Below are 21,117 nucleotides of genomic sequence, written 5' to 3'. Positions count from 1 at the left end.
ACCGAGACCCCCGCCACTGATCAAGATCAAATGACAGAAACCTACCGTCCGTCAAGATCATCTGACAAACGATCAAGATCATTTGAGACGGGACATCACCGAACTGCTGGGCCATGGTTCCAACCTCCTGGTGGTGCGGTGTGGTGTGCGTGTCCGTGTGCGTGTCCGTGTGCGTGTCCGTGTGCGTGTCCGTGTGCGTGTCCGTGTGCGTGTCCGGGTGCGGGAGTGACGGGAGTGACGGTTGTGTTGATCTGATGTCTACCGGCCCCTGCGAGCGTTCGGACGTCTTGCCGTAGGTACGTAGGGAGCGTCATCCGTGTTTCGAACGATTGTTGTCCGTACGGCTGTTGCCGGTGCGGCCGTGCTGGTGCCGGTGGTGGGCGCTGTTGCCGTGGGCGCGGGGGCCCCCGTGCGGCAGGGCTCGCCGACCGAGCCGTCGGCACAGGCCTGCGGCGGGTCGGCCGGCGCGCACTGCCTCTCGGGGCACATCGCGTGGAACGGCACCGGTCTCGTCATTCGCTACCGGGGGTGAGGGATCCGGTCGGCGGTCGCCAGGGCGGCCAGCATCGACGTCACGGCGGCGGCCTCCGGGGCGCTAAGGCGGCTGAGCAGTAGACGCGCCTTCGCTTCCTGATGCCGGGCGGCGTGGTGGTCACTGCGGGCCGTCATCGCATGGGCCAACACCAGGTGGGCGAGAGCGCGTTCGCGCTGTCGCCCACCTTCTTCTGCGAGGTCCAGTGCCCGCTCCGCCTGCTGCACGGCCTCGTCGAGCCGTCCGAGCAGGCGCAGGACGTCGGCCAGGCGGCTTCGGGCGGCCGACTCGCGGTCGAGATCGCCGGTGACGCCCGCACAGCAGATGCAGGACCGCAGCTGCGCCGCAGCGTCGTCGAGTCGGCCCAGCTCCTGGTAGGCGAGGCCGAGGACGTAGTGCACGTACGCGGTCATCGCGACGTCGGCGGTCCCCCCGGGTGCCGCGAGGATCCGCTGACAGGTCTGCACCGCCGTGGCCGCGTGGCCGGTGCGGATGCGGGACAGGGCCGCGTTCGCGGTGCTCGCCACCTCGCCGGACCGGTGGCCGAGCCGCCGGGCGAGCGCCACCGCCTCGTCGAAGGCGGTGATCGCCTCCTCGTGCCGGCCCTCGGCCTGGGCGATGAGGCCCAGGTCGTTGAGGGCTTGCCGGAGAACGGCCGGGTCTTCGGCCTCCCGGCACGCTTCGGCCGCCTGCCCGGCCTGTGCGCCGGCCTCGCCGAGCCGGGCCCGGGCCAGCAGGACCGTGCCGAGGAGGAACCGCGACCGGCCCTCCGCGCAACGGTCGCCGGCCGCGACGGCGGCGGCGATCAGTGTCCTGGTGGCGTCTTCCGCCCGGCCGCCCACGGCGCCGAGGCCGAGCGGGCTGAGGGCGATCAGCAGGTCGACGGCCGCGCGCAGGTCGGTCACCGCCGAGGGCCGGCCGTCGGCGAGGGCGCGCAGGGTGTCCGTCGCGACGGCGGCCGAGAGCGCCACGGCGCCGGGTGTCTCGGTCCGGGCCCAGCGGCGGGCGTCGGCCAGATCCGCGAAGACCGGGGCGGCCAGGGGGACCGGAGATCGGCCCGGACGGGCGGCCGGCTGCTGGAGCGGCTCGCCGAAGACGTCGGCGACCGGGTCGCCGGGTACGGCGAGGGTGAAGGCCGTGCGGGCGCTGCCGAGCAGGTGGGTCAGCAGCCGCTGCTGGGCGCCGGCCCGTTCGTGGTCGCCGGTCCGCAGCGACGCCCGGCGGGCGAAGGCGCGCACCAGGTCGTGGTAGCGGTAGCGCCCGGAGCCCGTCGACTCCAGCAGCGCCTGGTCCACCAGCGACTCCGCGAGCCGCTCCGCCTGGTACTCCGCCAGGCCCAGGACTGCGGCTGCCGACGCCAGGCCGAGGTCGGGCTCCGCCCAGGAGAGCATCCGGAACGCCGTGGCCAGGGGTGGTGGGAGCAGCCGGTAGCTGAGCTCGAAGACCTGCTCGATCGCCAGGTCGCCCGTGCGCAGGGCGTCGATGCCCTCGCGGTCGTCGGCCAGGCTCCGGACGAGCTCGGCGATCGGCTGGTCCGGGGTGGCGGCGAGCCGGGCCGCGGCGATCCGTACGGCCAGCGGGAGCCGGCCGCAGGCATCGACCAGCATCCTGGCCTGGGGGCCCTGTTCGGACCGGCGCGCCGCGCCGATGACCGAGTCGAGCAGGCCGATCGCCTCGGGCTCGCTGAACACGTCCAGCGCGACGTGCAGGACCGACGGCACACTGGTGAGCACCGTGCGGCTGGTGACGATGACCGCGCAGTCCGACGAGCCGGGCAGCAGCGGCTGGATCTGGGCCTCGTCGCGTGCGTTGTCCAGGAGGATGAGCAGCCGTCGTCCCGCGCTGGCGGTCCGGAACAGCGCCGACCTGCTTTCGAGGTCCTTGGGGACAACTGCCGCCCGGACACCCAGCGTTGTCAGGAAGTCCGCCAGGATGTCGGACGCGTTCGCGGGCACCAGGTCGGCGCCGCGCAGGTCCGCGTACAGCCGGCCGTCCGGGAAGTCCGGGCGCACGATGTGGGCGGCTCGCACCGCGAGGGTCGTCTTCCCCACCCCGGCCATCCCGGTCACGGTCACCAGTCGCAGTGCGGGGCTGGTCCGTCCGGTCAGTGCTTGTCCGATTTCGGCAATGTGGTCTTGCCGCCCGATGAACTGCGACAGCACCGGGGGGAGTTGGTCCAGGGCCCCACCACCGGCCGCGCGGTCGGCGCTTCGGTCGGCCCTGCGGTCCGCCGGGGTGGGCGGTTGCGGTACGTCAGGGCGTAAGTCCGGACCGGGTGCGGCGGCCCTCGATCGTATGGTGGCATCCACACCGAGATCGTGACACAACTCCGTGAGTACGGGAGCCGGTTCGATCCCCAGCTGCTCCGCCAGCCGCAATCGAAGCGCGTCGTAGACCGCACGCGCCTCGGACGTGCGCCCTTGCCGGCGCAGTGCGCGGATGAGCAGTTCCTGGAGGCGCTCGTGGAACGGGTGGTCACCGGCCAGCTGTGCCAGCTCCGGCAGGTAGCCGGAGGGAGCGTCGAGGGCCACGTCGAGTGCCGCGTCGAGGGCTACATCGAGGGCTACGTCGAGGGCGAGGCGCTCCTCCAGGAGGGTGAGGCGCAGCCTCGAAAGCCGTTCCCGCTCGCGGCACATGAGCGGCCCCGGCAGGCCGGCGAGCGGCTCCCCGTGCCACTGGGCCAGGGCCTCTCCCAGCGCGTTCCGGGCCTCCTGCGGCCGCTCGGTGGCACACCTGCCGGCCAGCTCCTGCAAGCGCTTGACCCGCCACAGGTCCACGCGGTCCGGCTCGACGGCCAGGCGGTAGCCGCCCGTTCGGGAGATCAGCACCCTGGGCGCCGTGCGCACGGGCTCCAGCAGATTCCGCAGCTGCCACATGTAGGTGCGCAAGGTGGTGTCGGGCGCACCGGGCGGGTGGTCGCCCCACAGGTCGGCGATCAGCTCGTCGACCGTCACGACCGCGTTCGGGCGCAGCAGCAGGGCGGCCAGTACCGACCGCTGCCGCGGGCCGCCGAGGCGCAGGTCCGTGCCGGCGCGCCGGACCCGCAGCGTGCCGAGTAGCGCGAAGCTCGGCGAATCCTGATCATGATCTGGACGCACGTGTTCCCCTCATCTGGTTGGGCCTGTACCGAACCGGCCATCGGCCTGCGCCTGGTGGTCCGATTGTCGGTGAACGGCCCCGCGTTCCCCCTGCGGGCCCGGGAGCCCTGCGCCAACTCTGCCCCGGTGGAAGCGGGTTGCCGCGAGGGCGCGCCGACTCCACCACACGAGGACGTACAGGGTCAGGCTGCCGATCAGGCCGGCGCCCGCGCCCTTCGCCGCGTCGGACAGCACCCCTTCGACCACGGCGCCCAGCGGCAGCCCGTCGGTCGCCGCCTCCGGGCCGGCGTGCCACCGCCAGGCGTGGGCGACGGCTCCGACGAGCGCGACCAGGGCCATGGCGAGGAGGACAGGGCGCCGGATTGCGCTGCCGGACTTCACCCGGCCCTCACCGGCGAGGAATCGGGCCCGCCTCGGCCACACGTACACCGCGACGGCGGCCAGGCCGCCGACCGTGCTCGCGTGCTGCAACGCCCGTGCCCAGGTGAGGCCGCCCACCAGCGTGGAGTCGAGCCAGGGCGTACGGGTGACCACGAAGCCGTCGACGTGGGTGAAGGCGTCCCAGACCAGGTGTGTGGCGACACCGATCAGGGCGGACAGCACGATCCACCCGGCTCGCCGCGCCAACTCGCCGGCAGTGCGCAGCCGCCGCGACGAAGTGACGGGCACAGGCACCGACAGCAGGGACGCCAGGGGGCGATGACCGGCGCGGAGCAGTCCCCACAGGGCGAGGGCGTACGGCAGGGCGACGGTGACAGCGCCCGGAGCGCTGTGCGAGGTCGTCGCGTTGACGAAGGGTTCGTACCAGGACTGCGCACTGACGGGCAGTCCCGTGGTGCCGACGAAGTAGGGCAGGTCCGGTGCGACGGCTCCGGCGACCAACGCGGCCCGGCTGAAGGGCCTCCGCAGCAACGGCAGTACGGCCGCCGGGTGGGCCAGGGTGAACGGCATGGGCATCCTCTCGCACAGACCCCAATAGTCCGTCGAACGGAATGCTACGTCAAACGGACTAATGGGCCGGACCACCTCGCGCCCGGGCCTGCATCACGGCCGGCGTCGGCACATCGCCCCCGACCGCCTCCGCCACACCGCGTCCGCCGGAGCATGCCGCTCGGCCGGGTTCGGAAAGCAGGCGGCGAACCGCACATAGCTTCCGGGAGGTCCCTGGCGTACGTCGAGCGCCGGCAGACCGCGCACGACCACGCCTGCGCGGCGGCGCGCCTGCGCGGCGCTAGATGAGAGTGACGATCTTTCCCCGGGCGTGTCCGCGCTCGGAGTGGGCGTGGGCCTGTGCGATCTCCTCCAGGGCGTAGGTCCGTTCGACGCGTGGCGTGGCCCCGGGGGTTCATGGTGAACCCGGCCCGGCGCAAGGCCCGTCGTGAGTACGAGAACCGGGTCAGCGCACTGGCGCCGACGGAGTCATGACCGTTCTCACCGATGACCACGGTTCCGTTGATCCGACCGCCGCCGATTCAGTCGGGTCGTCAGGCCGTTCACCGCAGGACGCGACCGCTTCGCTTCAGGCGGCCGGCGAGCCCGGCGGCCACCGCGGTGGCCGGCAGCGCGGCCGCCAGGCACGCCACGACAGCCGCCTCCCCCCACGCCACCGTGTAGGCCTGGGCGAGCAGCGGCGGGGAGGCCAGGGCCATCGCCGCCAGCTCGCGGCCGCCCCGCGATCCGCTGGACCAGGTCAGCGCGACACCGGTCGCGGCGAGGACGACCAGCGGCCAGCACCCGTAGTCGGTACTGACCCACGGCACCCCGTGCGAGGCGATGACCGCCCGCGGCACCACCACGAGCGCGACCACGGCACCGGCCGCGCCCGCCCGCCCCGCCGCGACGCCCTCCGCCCGCCGGTCCTGCGGGCAGGCGAGCAGCACGGCCGCCGCCAGGACCATCGCGGCCGGGGTGACCACCGGGTCGCCGAACGCCCGCCCGCTGACCACCGCGGCCGCCGCGAAGGAGAGCAGCCCGGCCACCGCACAGGGCACCCCGAGGCGCCACCGGCCGGCCAGCGCCGTCACCGACCCCGCGACCACGACCAGCGACGAGACGAGCAGCGCGCCCCACGCCCCCGACAGGTCGGTTCCGAGTCGCACCCCCAACGGGGCGGGCGAGGAGACGACGTCGGCGTACCAGCTCAGCAGGTGCAGGCCGCAGGCGGCGGCCGAGGCCGCCAGCGCGAAGGGGTACGCCAGCGCGAGGACCTTCGCGACGGGAGCGGCCGTGCCCAGCCCCATCCGCATCCTCATCGCGTGCGCCGCCAGACCCGCGCCCTCCCGCAGCCGCGAGCCCAGCGGCTCACCCGCGGTCATCTCGCGGAAGGTCGCGACGATCTCCGCGCCGTGGGCCCGGCGGTAGGCGGCGGGATAGAGCCGCAGGACGCGCTCGATCATGCGGAGGCCGCCGGCGGCTTGGCGACGGACAGGCGGCGGGTGGCCTCCTTCGCCGCCGCGGCCAGGCGCTCGGCCTCCACCGCGAGCCGCTCCCGCCCCGCCGGGGACAGGGTGAAGATCCGCCGGGCCCGGCCGTCGACGATCTCCTCGCGGTCGATGTCGATCAGGCCGTCGGCCAGCAGCCGGTCCAGGGCCCCGTACAGCGCGCCCGTACGCAGCGCGACCCGGCCGCCGGTCATCGCCTTGACCTCCTGCGCGATGGCGTATCCGTGCCGGGGCGCGTCCGCGAGGGCGGTCAGCACCATCAGGGTGGGCTCTTGCATCACACGTTCACTCACCTCACGAAGATAGTCACTCCGCCGGACCATCTCAACGCGGCCGGCCGGGCCCGAGGCGAGGTGTGCACGACAGGACCGCCCGTCGTGGTCACGCGGGCGCCTCGGTGGGAAGGATGCAGTCGACGGGCGGCCAGGTGGGTTGCGGTCGTGGCCGCCCGTCGACGTCCCTGTCGTGATCGAGCCGGGAGGAAGCGCTGATGGAGGAGAACGTGGTGCGGGGCACGGTGGCCGAAGGATTCGAGTCGGTCCGTGCGGAGTTCGCCGCGGTCGCGGCCGGGGAGGGCGGCGACCACGCCGCGCAGCTCGTCGCCTACCGGCACGGGGAACGGGTCGTCGACCTGTGGACGGGCCCGGAAACCACCGCGGACTCACTGTTCGGCGCGTACTCCGCGTCCAAGGGCGCCACGCACCTGGTCGTCGCGTCCCTCGTCCAGGAAGGCGTGCTGGACCTGGAGCAGAAAGTCGGCCACTACTGGCCGCAGTTCGCGCTGGAGGGCAAGGGGGACGTGACGCTGCGCGAGCTGCTGGCGCACCGGGCCGGCCTGGTCGGCGCGGACACGGGGTTCACGATCGAGGAACTCGCCGACGACCGGATCGTCGCCGAGCGCCTCGGTGCGCAGCGCCCCTACTGGCGGCCGGGCACCGCGTTCGGCTACCACGCGCTGGTCATGGGGGCGCTCAGCGGCGAGGTGGTGCGCCGTGCCACCGGGCGCAGCGTCCAGGAGCTGTTCGCCGAGCGGGTGCGCGACGCGTACGGGGTCGACTTCCACCTCGGGCTGCCGCAGGAGCACGAACCGCGGTTCCTCAGTGCCCGGCCGATGGTGGTCACTCCCGAGCGGCTGGCCGCGCTGACCGCGTCCGCGAGCGCCCCGAACAGCCTGTCCGGCATCGCCTTCAACCGCCATCACCCGCAGAACCCGGAGGTGTGGGAGCTGCCCAACTTCCCGGCCGTCCGCACCTCGGGGACGGCCTCGTTCGGCGGGACGGCCTCGGCGCGCGGCCTGGCCCGGATGTACGCCGTCGCGATCGGACCGGTCGACGGCACGGCCCCCCTGCTCAAGCCGGAGACGCTCGCGCTGGCCGGGCAGATCCAGTCCATCGGCCACGACGTGGTCCTCGGCGAGCAGAAGGCCTTCACCATCGGCTTCCACGCCACCTCCGAGTACTACCCGCAGCTCGGCCAGGGCTCGTTCGGCCACAGCGGCGCGGGCGGCCAGCAGGCCTTCGCCGACCCGCGCAACGGCATCGCCTACGGCTACACCCGCCGCCGCACCCCCTTCCCCGCCGCCGCCGGCCCGGAGAACGACCGCCTGATCCGCACCCTCTACGAGGCCGCCGCCACCCGGTGACATGCACTGCCGCGATACCGGGCCCTCCTGCCGGGCGCGGCCTGATTGTCGGCCACCCACGCAAGTGCCTCTGAATTCAGCCGCATTGACTCATGAACCGCCACTCTGACGCCCAGTCGGATGTGGCCGGCCCGGGCCAACCCCAGGCCGGCCACATTGTGCGAAGTGGCATGCCCCCGGATGTCAGTAGGCCCAAGTCGAGCCAGTACCTCGGTACTTCTCGACCGGGATCGGGCGGACGTCGGGGTGCATGCGGTCGGTGTAGAGCAGGCCGTCGAGGTGGTCGATCTCGTGAGCGATGAGGCGGGCGAGGCCGAACTCGTAGGTGACGGTGGCGATGCTGCCGTCGAGGGTGGTGGCGGTGACGTCCATGCGGAGCGGGCGGGGGACCATGCCGCGGACGTCGAAGAAGCTGAGGCAGCCCTCGTACTGTTCGTCGGTCTCGTCGGAGACGGCGGTGACCTTCGGGTTGAGCAGGATGATCGGGTCGGTGACGGCGGTCGGGGGCAGGACGAGGGCGGCGGCTCGGGGGATGCCGATCTGTGGGGCGGCGAGGCCCATGCCCTTGGCGAAGGAGTGGACGCGGCCGATCCGGTCGACGGCGGTGAACAGTTCGTCGATCACGGCCTGGGCGGCGGCGCGCTCGGAGGGTAGGTCGAAGGGTTCGGCGGGGCGGTTGAGGATGGGGGTGCCCTGTTGGATCACGCCGAGGGACTGCATCTGCTGGCTGGGCCGCACCTCGATCACCTGGTCTCCTTGGTCCGTTGCGGGTTGTTGACGGTGGCGCGGAAGCGCCATTCGAGGCGGAAGCGGGCGTGCAGCGGCGGGTCGTCGGTGGCCCAGGCGAAGTGCCGCCGTTCGCCCTCGTCGCGGCGGCTGACAGCGGTGCGCAGGGGCACGGCCTCGGCAGTCATGGAAGTCTCGGTGCCCCACACGACCGGGTCGAGGGCGGCGGGGAAGTCGAGGCCTACGGCGAGGTGTTCGGTGGGCAGGCGGACGGCGCGCTGGAACCAGTGGCCCCACTTGTCGGCGCCAACGCTGTAGGCGTACTCGATCCAGGTCGCCTCGCCCGGGTAGAGCGGGAAGCGGCCGTGCTCATTGTCGAACAGGAGCCAGACCTCCTTGAACGCATCGCGGTCGTGCTTGGCCTGCCACCGCATGTCCTCGCCCTGGCACGATGCGGCGAGCGCCAGCTCGTCCCAGGTCAGCGGGTGCTCACGGTAGTGGGCGTTGGAGCGCTCGGGTTCACCGGGGTAGCGGTCGACGGCGATGCGGATGAGGTAGCGGGTGACGGGTTCGGCGCCGGTGTTCCGTAGGCGGCGTCGCATGGTCAACCGGTAGGTGGAGCCGTCGAATTGGAGCGCGGCTTCATCATGCTCGACCACGATCGCGGCCCCGGAGGCGTACGGCTGCTCGGCGCGGCGAGGCAGCGGCGGCGAGGCCGGGGTGCGGTTGCGGGAGCGGGCAGCGTCGTAGTCGAGCCAGCGCCGCCAGATGGCCTTCCCGGCGTTGAGGGTCTCATCGGCGAGACGGGCGAACTCCTCGGTCGGCTTATGGCGGCCCGACTCCATGTGACTGACGTACGACGGGTCGAAGCGCATCTTTCCGGCCAGCGCGCGCTTGGAGAGTCCGCGCACCTCGCGCCAGTGGGCGACTTCGGCGGCGAACGCCTCCACGGCCTGGTCGACCGCGTCGTGGTCGGCCTGTGTCTCCATCCGCTCCGCCCCCAGTGAGTGATGAATGAACCGTGAGTGACCTTAGCTCACCATCCCGTCACGGTCCTGCCTCCGGCTCTTATTACCCCATCGGGCACGAAATCCAAGCGCCCGGCAGCACCAGACCACCATCTCCCCCTCTGTCGTGAGGAGTTAGCCGTGCCTGACGACTTCGACTCGGCCCGAATCGGTGCTCACCCGGCTGCCAACTCGGCGCCGGACAGCGGCACCTACGCGTAGCGCCCTTCCACCCATCGCCCATCACGGGCTGGACTCCGAACTGGAGTGAACAGCATGGAAACCAGGAACGTGATCGTCCCCGTCCGCGACGGCCCCATCGACCTCACCCGCCCGCACTTCGTGGGCATCGGCGGCGCCGGCATGTCGGCCGTCGCCCGCCTCCTGCTGGAGAGCGGCAGCCACGTGTCCGGCTCCGACACCAGCGACACCACCGCCCTGCGCGAGCTGGAGGACGCCGGTGCCGCCGTCGCCATCGGCCACACCGCCGGCGACCTGCCCGCCGACGCCACCGTTCTCGTGTGGTCCAGCGCGGTGACCCCGAGCAACCCCGAGGTCGCCGCCGCCCGCCGCACCGGTATCCCGGTGGTGCACCGCTCGGACGTGCTCGCGCACTTGATCGCCACCGCCGAGCAGTCGGTCGCCGTGGCGGGCACCCACGGCAAGACCATGACCACCGGCATCCTCAGCGCCGCCCTCGCCCACCTCGACCCCTCGTACGCCATCGGCGGCACCCCCGTCGGCCGCCCCAACGCCCACCAGGGCCTCGGCGGCCTCCTGGTCGCCGAGGCGGACGAGAGCGACCGCACCGCCGGCCGCTACCACCCGCAGGTCGCCGTCGTCCTGAACGTGGACGACGACCACCCCGAGCAGTACGTCGACCTGAACGACGTCCTGGACGTCTTCGAGCGCCTGGCCCGCAACAGCTCCGTCCTCGTCGCCTCCTCCGACGACCCGGGCGCCCGGCTGCTGACCGAGCGCCTCCAGGCGGCGCCCGGCCCGCGCGTGATCACGGTCGGCGAGGCCAAGGACGCCGACGTGCGGGTGCTGCGCGTGCTGTGGGACGGAACGGCCAGCCACGTCACCGTGCAGGACACGGACGGGTCGTGGCACGAGTTCACCCTGGCCGTCCCCGGCCGGCACAACGCGCTGAACGCCGCCGCCGCGTTCGCGGCAGGCCGGGTGCTCGGTGCCGAACCCGCCGACCTGGCGGCTGGCATCAACGCCTTCCAGGGCATCAAGCGCAGGCTCACCACCACCGGCACCCACGGCGGGGTCACGGTGCTGGACTCCTACGCCCACCACCCGAGCGAGATCACCGCCGACCTGGCCACTGCTCGGATGCTCACCGAGGGCCGGGTGATCGCGGTGTTCGAGCCCACCGGCTGGACCCGCACCGCCGCCCTCGGTGAGGAGATGGGCCGCCGGCTCGCGGCGGCCGACGAGGTCGTCCTCCTCGACGTACACGCCTCGGTCGAGTCCCCGCTCACCGGGATCAGCACCGCACCGATGGCCGCACAGGTCACCGCCTACGGCGGCCGGGCCCACACCGCGAGCGACGGGCGCGACGTGGCGGACGTGGTCGCCGAGCTGGCCGGGCCCGGCGACCTGGTGGTGACGATGGGCACCGGAACCGCCGGTCGCGTCGGACAGGCGGTCCTGCTGCGGTTGGCCGAGGCGCCGGCGGCGGTCCGGGCCGCGTAGTCAGCCGGTGATACCCATGGCGTCGGGCTTGGCGAGCCGCATCGCGGTGTCCTCCAGCCCGACGCTGTGGGAGCCCTTCACCAGCACCACGTCTCCGGGCTTGAGGTAGGTCAGCAGCAGGGCGAGGGCGGCGTCCCGGTCAGGGACCAACGCCGCCACCACTCCGCCGTCGACCGCGCTCGCGTGCACCAGAGCGGCCTCCGCGCCACCGACCGCGATCAGGTCCGTGACACCGTTCCGGGCCACCATCCGGCCCAGCTCCGCGTGGTGGGCCTTGGACTCCTCGCCCAGCTCCCGCATCTCGCCCAGCACCGCCACCGTCCTGCGCCCGCCGCCGGCCATGGCAGTGAGCGCAGCGAGGGCGACGGCCATCGAATCGGGGTTCGCGTTGAACGCGTCGTTGATCACCGTCACGCCGTCCGGCCGCTCGGTGACGTCCATCCGGCCCAGCGTCAGCTGCCGGGCACCGGTCAGCGCATCCGCCGCCTGCCGCACGCTCGCGCCCAGGCCGATCGCCACCGCGGCGGCGGCCGTCGCGTTCGACACGTAGTGGGCACCGTGCAGCCCCAGCTGCACGGGGGCGCTCTCGCCCCGATGCGTGAGGGTGAACGACGGCCGCCCGGTGCCGTCCAACTCGACGTCGCCGGCCCGCACGTCCCCGGCCTCCACCCCGAAGGTCAGGACCGGCGCGACGGTGCGCGACGCCATCGACATGACGTACGGGTCGTCGGCGTTCAGCACCGCCAAGCCGTCGGTGGGCAGGGCCTCGACGAGTTCGCCCTTCGCGACGGCGATCGACTCCTTCCCGCCCCCGAACTCGCCCACGTGCGCAGTCCCGACGTTCAGCACCAAGCCAACCTTCGGCGGGACGATCCCCGTCAGGTACTTGATGTGCCCGGCGCCCCGCGAGCCCATCTCCAGCACCAGCAGACGGGTGTTCTCATCCGCCCGGAAGACGGTCAGCGGCAAGCCGATCTCGCCGTTGTACGACAGCGGCGTGGCCACCGTGGTGTCCATGGTCTCCAGCACCTGGGCCAGCAGGTCCTTGGTGCTGGTCTTCCCGGCCGACCCGGTCAGCCCGATCACGGTCGGCGCCTTCAGCCGGCCGAGCACCGCACGGGCCAGCGCGCCCATCGCGTCCTGGACGTCCGCCACCACGACCGCCGGCACCCCCACCGGCCGAGCCGCGAGCACAGCGGTTGCCCCGGCGCGGACGGCGGCCCCGGCGAACCGGTGCCCATCGGTGTGCTCACCCGCCAGCGCGATGAACAGCGCCCCCGGCTCCACCAGCCGCGAGTCAATGACCCCTGGCCGGTCCACCACCGCGGCCGGGTCAGGGACGTCGTGCAGAGCGCCCCCGACGGCCTCGGCGATCTCTTGCAGGGTCATGGGGACCACGGTGGCTCCGATCCGTCGACGCACCCGCCCGCTCGTCCCGGGGCGGCCTACCCTCGACGCTAGCGGCTCACCGACGCCTCTCCTGCCACCCCGCGCATTCCGAACCAGACTGTGACAAAAGGAAGATGAGAATGTCTGACACCCCTCGTATCGCCCTCGTCACCGGTGGCCGCTCCAGACCGACTCCTCGCCGAAGACGAGCGCTTCGCCACCTCGGATGGTTGGCCTCAAGCGGTGGGCCTGCCGGTGCCGTTCACCTGTCAAGTGAACAGCACCGGCCGGATGCCGGTCGGCTGATGTCCGCGCGCCGCGATCGGTGACCGCCGCGTCGCGCCGCTCCAACAGGGTGATCCGACCGCCCAGGCTTTCCAGACCATTCAGTCGTACGGCGGCGCTCCGTCATGTGCCAGCGCCGACGCCGGTGTTCGAGGAATGCCTTCCACAGCTCCAGACGGTGGCGGGAGTCCTGCGGGAACGTAAAGCGGAGGACTCCGAGGATGACGGCGGCCACCATAACGGGCGCGGATCCCGGGTGGTCGGTGAGGAACGGCACGGATCAGCCCTTCCCGTCACGCAGTTCGAGCGTGGCGGTGCCCAGCGCCACCCGGAAGGCGTCGCCGTGCCGGGTGAATCCCGCGCCCCTGATTCCAGCCTCCCGGTGGGTCAGGGCCAACGCCAGGTCATAGGGTTCGGGATAGCCGGTCCAGCGGAACGTCCACGAGTCCTCCGCACCCCAGAGCCGACGTACGGCACCGTGCCGGATCACCTCCGGGTCCTTCCTGCGTTCCACTCCGGGGCGCTGCAGAGGGTCCCATGACAGACTGGTCGCCCAGCGGCCGCGCCGGTCAACCAGGTTGTAGCGGGAGACGAGACCGGCCAGCAGAGTGGTGGCGTCCCGCGAGATCGGGGGAACCGATGCCAGGGCGCGGCGTTCGTGCCCAGTGAGGTCGTAGTCCACCGTGAAATAGGAGTGCAGGGGCACACGACTGCGCCTGTTGCCGCGTCGGCACCCGGCTGGGTCACCGGTGATGGTTAGCAGTGCACCGGTGGGCAGATGGCGCAGGCAGAGAGAGTGCTGCCCGTGGCACGTGTAGCTGACCTCGTGTCGCAGTCCGGGGATACCGCGCGAACCGGTCCCCTTGGTGGCCAGCAGTCTGGTGGCCACGTTCTCCGGGGCACGCTCCGCCACCATCACCAACTGGTCGCGGCGGGGCGACATCACCGGGTCGTACGAGGCGACGACCGCGTAGCCCCACCTCGCAGTCGGGCCGCTGTACACGTTCTCATTGAACAGCGCGAGCGCCAGCAGGGCCCGAAAAGCACGCTGGTCGTCCGAGCAGTGGTCCAGGCCGAGCCCGTGGGTGTCGCTGCTGACTGCAGATCGGGCGGCGGCCTCGCTCTCCGCGGTGTACTGGATGCGGAGCGGGATCCGCTCCTCGGCAGTCATGGTGTGCACGGGCAGCCCGCCCAACTCGCGCGCGGCGGTCAACCACGCCTGCCGGAAGGGGATCGTGCCCCCGGACTCGCACTGGATTCGGCGTGCGAGCGTAACGATATCCCTGTCGAGCGTCATGTCCGGCTCCCGGTGGGCGCGACTCAGTGCTCCCGCCCACTGCGCCCCATAGGAGGAACGGCAGTTCTGCACCACGCGCGCCCGACGGCACTTTGCGCCCTCAACCCCGGGCGGCTGCGGGAGAAGCCCGGGTCCGACGTAACGGCGAGCGTGGTCGCCTGCCCAAAGCATAGCGCCTCGACGGCGTGCGGACGACGTCAGGAGATCGGCAAGGAGGCTCTGTGGCTGGGGATTTGTGCTGCCGGCTGAGCTCGGACATCGGGCTGTTCGGGCGGGTCAGCGTTGGCAGGTAGAGCCGTTGACGGCCTTGGTACCGGTCGGCGCGGCGGGCGTCGTGGGTTCAACACGGCTCGGGGGTGCGCCCTGGTGTGGGTGGTGGGGGGGGAGCCCCCGGGGGTGGTGGGGGGGGTGGTCGGATCGACCGGGGGCGGGGCGGGGCGAGGACTGGTGGTCGTCCCGTAGCGGCGAAGGTCGGTCGTCGGTGGTGGGTGACTTGGCCTGGCGCACCTTCGATGGCCCCGACGCCGTGATCGGGGCCATCCACGCCATGCCGGCCAGGACGGGCCGAGCCGGGGAGCTCGCGGTTTCGGAGGGCCCTCGGCGCGTCAGGATGACGGGGGTCGCCGGAGGCCCCGGAGGAGCAGGTCGACCAGGCGGCGGGGGTCGTAGCGGGGGTCGCCGTCGCGGCCGGCGCAGAGGTTGCCGATGCCGCGCATCAGTTCGTAGGCCTGGGTTCCGGGCCTGATCTCGCCGGCCTCGGCCGCGGCGGCGAGCAGTTGGGCGCAGACGGGCACCAGGCGGTCGAGGAAGTAGGCGTGCAGCGCGTCGAAGCCGCTGCCGTCCGATTGCAGCGCGTTGGCGAGTCCGTGTTTGGTGACCAGGAAGTCGACGAAGAGGTCGACCCATTGGCGAAGTGCCGCGAGCGGGGAGTCGGCCTCGGCCAGCAGGGCCGGGCCGGCTTCGGCGCAGGCCTCGACCTGGTGGCGGTAGACGGCGACGACGAGATCCGCGCGGGTCGGGAAGTGGCGGTAGATCGTCCCCGTTCCGACGCCCGCCCTGGCCGCGATCTCGCGGATCGGCGCGTCGACGCCGGAGGAGACGAACACCTCGGCGGCGGCGGCCAGCAGCGTCTGCCGGTTGCGCTGCGCGTCGGCCCGCCTTCCCCTGGCCGGCTGCTCCCCGGGCGGGGTCTCTCCTGGCTGGGTCTCTCCGGACTGGCCCGCAGTGGACACGACGTTCTCCTTCCGACAGCCGTCGACCGTTGACCGTTGACTAAGCGGAACACTGTTCCGTATAGTAAGTGGAACAAGGTTCCGGTTTCAGCTTAGCCGAAACCGGACGCTCCCGACCGCCTCGCCCGCCGCCGGCCGCTCAGGCCCGACGAGGAGAGGCCCCTGAAGGGACATACGCACCATGAGCGAATCGACGCACCCGGCCGACACCTTCGGCCCGCCCGCCCCCGTCCCCGTCCTCTCCGTCAGCCCGGTCGTCCTGCCGGTGCCCGGCCGGGCCGTGGACCTGGAGGTGCGGATCTCCGCGCCGGTGACCGGGACCGACCTGCCGGTCGTCCTCCTCTCCCACGGCCAGGGCCACTCGAACAACCTCTCCTCGCTGAACGGCTACGCCCCCCTCGTCAACTTCTGGGCCGCGCACGGCTTCGCCGTGATCCAGCCCACCCATCTCAGCTCGACCACGCTGGACCTCGCCCCCGACACCCCCGGGGCACCCATGTACTGGCGGTCCCGGGCCGAGGACATGACGCGCATCCTCGACCGGCTCGACGCGATCGAGGCCGCCGCCCCCCAACTCCTCGGGCGCCTGGACCACGGCAGGGTCGCCGTCGCCGGGCACTCGATGGGCGGGCACACCGCGAGCCTGCTGCTCGGCGCCCGGCTCACCGACCCCGACGACGGGACGGCGGTGGACCTGGCCGAGCCCCGGATCACGGCGGGCGTCCTCCTGGCCGCACCCGGCAGGGGAGGTGACGCCCTCACCCCGCTGGTGGCCGAGAACTACCCCTTCCTCTCGACCCCGGACTTCTCCCGGATGACGACGCCCGCGCTCGTGGTCGCCGGGGACAAGGACGCCTCCGCCCACCTGACGGTCCGGGGCCCGGACTGGCACACCGATCCGTACACCCTCTCCCCCGGCCCCAAGTCGCTGCTCACCCTGTTCGACGCGGAGCACGGGCTCGGCGGGATCTCCGGATACGACGTCGCCGAGACCACCGACGAGAACCCCGTACGGGTCGCGCTGCTCCAACGGCTCACCTGGGCCTACCTGCGCACCGCGCTCCACCCCGGCGACCCCGCCTGGCAGACGGCATGCGACGCGCTGGCGGCCGACGCCGACCCGCTCGGCCGGGTCGACTCCAAGTAGGAGCAGCCGAGCGCGTGCGTCATCCGGCGCCGTCCCCGACGACGTGGGGAATCCGGGTCGTGCTCAGCGGCGCCCGGATCCCCGCGTGCGATGGACACAGGCGTGCCGCCGAGAACCGCCGGACCGCCACAGGCACGTGCCGCTACTTGACGGCCGAGACATGGATCACTGGCTCTACGCGCTACTCCGGCTCCCACCCCGTCGCCTCCCGGTACAGCCGCACCCGGAACAAACCGAACAGACTTGCCGTCACCGCCACACCACCGCCCAGACACAGCGCCGCGCCGCTCATCAGCAGCACCCCGAGCCCCTGGTCGGCCGCTGTGAGCCCCAGGACGAGCACCACAAGGGAGCGGCGGAACGACAGCAGAACGGGCATCGCCATCCAACTGGAACCCTGGAAGCTCCATGGGTGCCCGTAGCACGGCACCTTCCCGCCCCGGACGGAAGCGCTCCCTCGGCAGATAGGTGATGTTGCCGTGCACGTTGGCGCTGTCGCCTTCGCCACAGGATTCGTCGTCCTCACGAGTCCTGCCCCCGGTGCGGCCAATCGGAAGCGGAAATGGAATCGGCGGGGGTCCGTGGCCGGGATTGGCGTGGGCCTCGGCTCGGTGAGCAGGTCACCGGCGAGATCGATCGCGGCGTCGGTGCCGGCGACGATGCCGGCGCCGACGGTGGTGACGGTGACGACGACGACCGGGGCGCCTTCGACCACCACGCTGGAGACGGTGGCGGTGCCGACGGCGGCAGTGAAGAAGTCGATCGGGTCGGGGTTGGCGTGAGGGTGGTCGTTGTCGTTGATCGGGCGGGCATCCGTTGGCGGCTTGGGCCGGGGCAGGGTGGGGTGGGGGCATGCGCGGTGGCCGGCGGCTCGACGGCCGATTCGGGAGGCCCGAGGGAGTTGTAGGTGTAGTCGACCGAGGTGTTCTTGCCGTTGGTCCACCGGGACTTGCCCCCACCGATGTCGTAGCCGAAGGACGTGGTGATCGTCTGCCCGGCGGCGACCGGCTCGACCTGCTGGACCGCCAGGCCAGCCGGCTTGTAGCTGAACTTGCGTGCATGCGCGGCGATGTCGGCACTGCTCGCCACCTTGTCGGTGGCGCTGCGGAACGGGGCAGGCCGCTCAGCCGCCGATGTAGGACCCGGAGCCATACTGCTCGGCGTCGCGGCGATAGTTATCCTGCCAATGCGGGAGCTCGTGGCCACTGCCGGAAAACCTGCGCTGCAGATCCTCGAGAAGGCCACCGGTGCAGACCCTGGAACGCAAGGAGGGCAACCCCCGTCCGCCTCATCCTCAAGCCCTGATCCGGGGCCCGCCCCCACACTTGCCCGACTGAGCCGAGCACGGCACCAGGGCGGCAGCCGATCAACTCGGCTGCCAACCCGCGCCCTCTGCTACTGCACCGGCGACACATGGAACGCCGGCTCCGGCGCGGCCGCCCCCTTCGACTCCAGGTACAGCCGCACGCGGAACACCCCATACAGGCTCGCGGACGCCGTCACCCCCACTCCCAGACAAAGAGCTGCGCCACCCATGAGCAGCACCCCGAGACCCCGGCCGGGCAGGGTAAGACCCGCAGCGAACATCACCAAGGAGGGCAGCAACGTCACCAGCACGGGCGCCGTCACCGCACCCGAGCCCTCCGTGAACCGCCCGCGATCCCTCCGGTACGACTCCCGGGCCCGCCGCCGCGCCTCGCGGACCCCGACCCCGTCGAGAACGACCGCCGGCAGCACCAGATAGCTCGCCAGCGACCACGCCATCCCGACCAGCAACATCGCGCCGACGACTCCCAAGGCACCGACCGGCGCCCACCCCGCAATCGCCCGCCACCGCCCGGCCGCCCGCGCGTAACAGCTCCTGATCGCCACCGGCCGACCCCACAGAGCGTCATCGGCCGCGATGAGCATCACCGCGTTCAGGAACGTGGCGACCACGGCCAGCACCACTACCCCGACCACCCCCAGCAGCACACTCCCCCCGACCCGAGCCTCCGCCCAGATCAGTAGCCAAAGCAGCCCACCCACCACCGCCAGCGCAACCCCCGGCAGCAGCACCAATTCCTTCCGCCGCCACACCACCCGTACCAACGCCCGCACGGACCCGCTGTCGCTCAACTATCCACCCCGATCACCCTGATCGCCCATCCACTACTCCAACAGACTGCCCATGTGCCCGTCGTCCACCCGTATCGGCCAGAGGTGGCTCTCGCTGGCGAAGGCCTCCAGGTCGAGGACCCGCAGGACGCCCTCGACAGCGCCGTCGAGGAGTTCGGACGGCTCGAATCCCGGCTCGGTCCGTGTGTGACCCCTTCGGGCACCCCTCGCAACCGCATGGCCTCCACACCAATCCGAGTCACCACGCGCTCCCTGCCCCGCCGACCCACGATGGACGATCTTCCACCGCGCAAGCAACCATCACCGACCGCACTGACAGCAGACGCCGACAACGCCCCGGCTACTCCCAGGGGTCGTCCCCCGACTCCCGTCCCGCGGCCTCGTCCTTGTCGTGCAGGAAGCGCGGATCCTCCACGTCCTGGAGCGAGTCGTCACTGATCGGCCACTTCGGCCACTCGTTGCGCAGCAGCTTGAGCAGGAACTCGACCATCCCACACGGATACACCGACCACTCAAGGTCCCCGCGCGAGTAGACGGCGACTGGCCATCGGTCCGGATCCGGATCCGACGTGATCCAGCAGAAGGTGTCAGCTGCAGCTGTCTCCCCCCAGATGAGCAGGTCCTCCAGCCGGTGCCTACCCCTGTCGGCGGAACTCCACCGGTTCACCGAGAAGTCCGCGAGCGCCACCTCGGAGAGCCGCGAGACCGTGTTCCCTTGCTGCTCGTCTGACGAGACGGCGGGGATGAGGATGCCGACCATCTCCTCGATCGAGCCGCTACCGAAGGCGGCCACGAAAGCCCGGTAGTCGACGGGGAAGGATGTCCTGTAAACCTTCTCCGCCGCATTCCAGTCGACGGTGTCGCCACAGGTCGGCCCGATGCACGACAGGAGTTCTCCAATACCCGCCATGGCGGCACTCGCGGCGGACTGATCGTCACTCACTCTACGGCTCCCATTGTGTCGGGGCGTTCTTGCCCAGGTTGTACCACTGTCCGTCCTTCACTCTGTACATCTCGTTGGCCACGTCCGCTTCGAACAAGTTCATCGTGCCGACGCCCGGCTTGTACAGGGTGGCCTGCATGTGGAAATCGGTCGGAACGATCCTGCTTCCGGCGTACTTCGGAGTCACCTTGTAGTGGATGACCGCAGTAGGGTCCGAGTCCAGGAGCATCTTCACCCGACTTTCGTAGAAGGCCATGTTCGGACCTCGGTGCGGCGGCCAGGCCTTGTCCATGTTCGTCGAGTTCGCCGTACGGGAGCAAGTAGCGAGGTTTTCGTAGTTCGTTCCGCTCCCACCGAGCGAGCCAGCCAGCAGGTGACAGTTGTTGCGCCACTTCCACGCCTTCCCGGGGTTCCCGAGCGTGCTGGTCGCGTAGATCGCTGCCCACGTGTACCCGGGCGGAGTCACCGCATCGTCACCGTACTTGTCCCCTGACGACTTGGTACCGGTTCCTCGGTTGTTGTCGATGAAGTCCTTGGTCAAGCACGCCTCCGCGCCTTGGGCGCGACCGGACTTATCGACCGGCTGGTACGTGCGCCACCCGCCGCCCAAGGCTCGACAGTCGCCAGAGTCGTCCTCCGGCGCGGGCACCGGCCTCGGCCGCGGTGTGGGAGCCGGGTCCGGGAACAGCTCGTCCGCCAGGTCGAACAGGGCATCGGTGCCAGCGACGATACCGGACCCCACGACAGTGGCGGTGCCCACGACGACCGGAGCGCCTTCGACGACGACGCTGGAGACGACGGCGGTGCCGACGGTGACGATGGTGTCGGTGAAGAAGTCGATCGGGTCGGGGTTAGCGTGCGGGCGATCGTTGTCGTTGATCGGGCGGGTATCCGTTGGCGGCTTGGGTTTGGGCAAGGTGGGGCCAGGAGGCTGGCGCGGGCTGGGGCGCCTGTGCGGGGCCGGGTTGCGGCGGGCACCGGAACCACCGCTGTGGCCTCCTCCACCGGTCGGGGCGGGACTGAACACCGGGGCAACGGGCGGGGCGGGGGACGTAGTGGGCGAGGGGCTGCCTTGCCAGCCACTGCCGCCACAAGACCTGACGAAGGGGTGACTCTCGCAGTAGCGGGTGTTGTAGCCAGACCACTTGTCGCTTCCGGGAGGCGGAGTGCGGTCAACGCCAGGCCCCTGGGCCGGCTCCGCCGAGTAGAGCTCCCAGGCCAAGATGCTGCCCTCGACAACGACGTGGATCAGAATCGGTATGCAGAAGGGGCAGTGCCCTGACGGATCGGTCGAGTCGATCGGATCGCCGTTGCCGTACGTGAACCGGTTCCCTTGGACGGACGGGTTGGTGCCCAGCTGCCAGGAGTCGCGGGAGGCGAAGGTACCGCTGCCGGGGCGGTACCAGCGGGCGGCCATGTTGACGTCGCCGGAGGCGGGGTCGGTCCAGCCGCTCTGGTAGCCGAGCGAGTTGGTGGCCCCGGCGCTCGCCGTGGGCTTACCGAAGGGGTCGTAGGCGGTGGAGCCGGTGACGCCCTTCGCGGCCGGGTCGATGGTG

At 71.6% G+C, this 21,117-nt stretch carries 16 protein-coding genes and 1 pseudogene; 3 read left to right on the top strand and 14 right to left on the bottom strand.

All coding sequences use genetic code 11. From position 1 onward, the window contains the following. Positions 1-519: 519 nt before the first annotated feature. The 5 genes and pseudogenes from ACIQVZ_RS39875 to ACIQVZ_RS39855 all read right to left on the bottom strand — a co-directional run bounded on the left by ACIQVZ_RS39875 (position 520) and on the right by ACIQVZ_RS39855 (position 6,364). On the bottom strand, positions 520-3,630 hold the full coding sequence (locus tag ACIQVZ_RS39875; RefSeq protein ID WP_402457310.1) for an AfsR/SARP family transcriptional regulator: 3,111 nt from the start codon (positions 3,628-3,630) through the stop codon (positions 520-522). A gap of 9 nt (positions 3,631-3,639) precedes the next feature. Further along, a complete protein-coding gene (locus ACIQVZ_RS39870) occupies positions 3,640-4,581 on the bottom strand; it encodes a DUF4184 family protein (protein ID WP_402457307.1) in 942 nt (313 codons plus the stop codon). 280 nt (positions 4,582-4,861) lie between these two features. After that, positions 4,862-4,963, bottom strand: a pseudogene (locus ACIQVZ_RS39865) (zinc-binding dehydrogenase); the annotation flags it as partial. 160 nt (positions 4,964-5,123) lie between these two features. Continuing rightward, positions 5,124-6,026 carry a hypothetical protein gene (locus ACIQVZ_RS39860; protein ID WP_402457304.1) on the bottom strand — a complete coding sequence of 301 codons (903 nt, stop codon included), beginning with the start codon at positions 6,024-6,026 and terminating at the stop codon, positions 5,124-5,126. Next, complete coding sequence (locus ACIQVZ_RS39855; RefSeq protein ID WP_402457301.1) at positions 6,023-6,364, bottom strand: PadR family transcriptional regulator; 342 nt, start codon at positions 6,362-6,364, stop codon at positions 6,023-6,025. The genes ACIQVZ_RS39860 and ACIQVZ_RS39855 overlap by 4 nt, the downstream gene beginning before the upstream one ends. A gap of 197 nt (positions 6,365-6,561) precedes the next feature. Here ACIQVZ_RS39855 and ACIQVZ_RS39850 point away from each other — a divergent pair, with 197 nt between their 5' ends. Then, the gene (locus tag ACIQVZ_RS39850; RefSeq protein ID WP_402457298.1) at positions 6,562-7,713 is read left to right on the top strand and encodes a serine hydrolase domain-containing protein; all 1,152 of its coding nucleotides are present in this window, start codon (positions 6,562-6,564) and stop codon (positions 7,711-7,713) included. A gap of 183 nt (positions 7,714-7,896) precedes the next feature. Here the strand turns inward: ACIQVZ_RS39850 and ACIQVZ_RS39845 are convergent, their stop codons facing one another. Together ACIQVZ_RS39845 and ACIQVZ_RS39840 are read right to left on the bottom strand one after the other, a co-directional pair. Next, positions 7,897-8,460, bottom strand: a complete 564-nt coding sequence (locus ACIQVZ_RS39845) for a peptide deformylase (RefSeq protein WP_402457296.1) — start codon at positions 8,458-8,460, stop codon at positions 7,897-7,899. After that, positions 8,457-9,428 (bottom strand): multiprotein-bridging factor 1 family protein, encoded by a 972-nt coding sequence (locus ACIQVZ_RS39840; protein ID WP_402457293.1) that lies wholly within the window; start codon positions 9,426-9,428, stop codon positions 8,457-8,459. The genes ACIQVZ_RS39845 and ACIQVZ_RS39840 overlap by 4 nt, the downstream gene beginning before the upstream one ends. 294 nt (positions 9,429-9,722) lie before the next feature. Between ACIQVZ_RS39840 and murC the strand changes: the two genes are divergently transcribed. Further along, entirely contained in the window at positions 9,723-11,150 is a 1,428-nt protein-coding gene (gene murC / locus ACIQVZ_RS39835) for a UDP-N-acetylmuramate--L-alanine ligase (RefSeq protein WP_402457290.1), read from the top strand. On the opposite strand, the gene murF is transcribed toward murC, so the two are convergent. The 3 genes from murF to ACIQVZ_RS39820 form a co-directional block, all read right to left on the bottom strand. Beyond that, the gene (gene murF / locus ACIQVZ_RS39830) at positions 11,151-12,548 is read right to left on the bottom strand and encodes a UDP-N-acetylmuramoyl-tripeptide--D-alanyl-D-alanine ligase (protein ID WP_402457287.1); all 1,398 of its coding nucleotides are present in this window, start codon (positions 12,546-12,548) and stop codon (positions 11,151-11,153) included. Positions 12,549-13,104: 556 nt separating this feature from the next. After that, positions 13,105-14,121 carry a hypothetical protein gene (locus tag ACIQVZ_RS39825; RefSeq protein ID WP_402457284.1) on the bottom strand — a complete coding sequence of 339 codons (1,017 nt, stop codon included), beginning with the start codon at positions 14,119-14,121 and terminating at the stop codon, positions 13,105-13,107. Between the two features lie 605 nt (positions 14,122-14,726). Continuing rightward, a complete protein-coding gene (locus ACIQVZ_RS39820; RefSeq protein ID WP_402457312.1) occupies positions 14,727-15,248 on the bottom strand; it encodes a TetR/AcrR family transcriptional regulator in 522 nt (173 codons plus the stop codon). Between the two features lie 286 nt (positions 15,249-15,534). On the opposite strand from ACIQVZ_RS39820, the gene ACIQVZ_RS39815 reads away from it, so the two are divergent. Beyond that, a complete protein-coding gene (locus ACIQVZ_RS39815) occupies positions 15,535-16,500 on the top strand; it encodes an alpha/beta hydrolase family protein (RefSeq protein WP_402457281.1) in 966 nt (321 codons plus the stop codon). A 181-nt stretch (positions 16,501-16,681) separates the two neighbouring features. Here ACIQVZ_RS39815 and ACIQVZ_RS39810 read toward each other — a convergent pair whose 3' ends face one another. The 4 genes from ACIQVZ_RS39810 to ACIQVZ_RS39795 all read right to left on the bottom strand — a co-directional run. Continuing rightward, positions 16,682-17,218 (bottom strand): hypothetical protein, encoded by a 537-nt coding sequence (locus tag ACIQVZ_RS39810; protein ID WP_402457278.1) that lies wholly within the window; start codon positions 17,216-17,218, stop codon positions 16,682-16,684. A gap of 677 nt (positions 17,219-17,895) precedes the next feature. Further along, a complete protein-coding gene (locus ACIQVZ_RS39805; RefSeq protein WP_402457277.1) occupies positions 17,896-18,618 on the bottom strand; it encodes a hypothetical protein in 723 nt (240 codons plus the stop codon). Positions 18,619-18,958: 340 nt separating this feature from the next. Beyond that, positions 18,959-19,561 carry a hypothetical protein gene (locus ACIQVZ_RS39800; protein ID WP_402457274.1) on the bottom strand — a complete coding sequence of 201 codons (603 nt, stop codon included), beginning with the start codon at positions 19,559-19,561 and terminating at the stop codon, positions 18,959-18,961. 1 nt (position 19,562) lies between these two features. After that, positions 19,563-21,117 (bottom strand): RHS repeat-associated core domain-containing protein (locus ACIQVZ_RS39795; RefSeq protein WP_402457271.1); only part of this gene is annotated, 1,555 nt, incomplete at its 5' end.

Origin of the sequence: Kitasatospora sp. NPDC098663, from assembly GCF_044760075.1 — a bacterium.
Classification (GTDB): domain Bacteria; phylum Actinomycetota; class Actinomycetes; order Streptomycetales; family Streptomycetaceae; genus Kitasatospora.
This window is presented reverse-complemented; position numbering and strand designations above follow the sequence as displayed.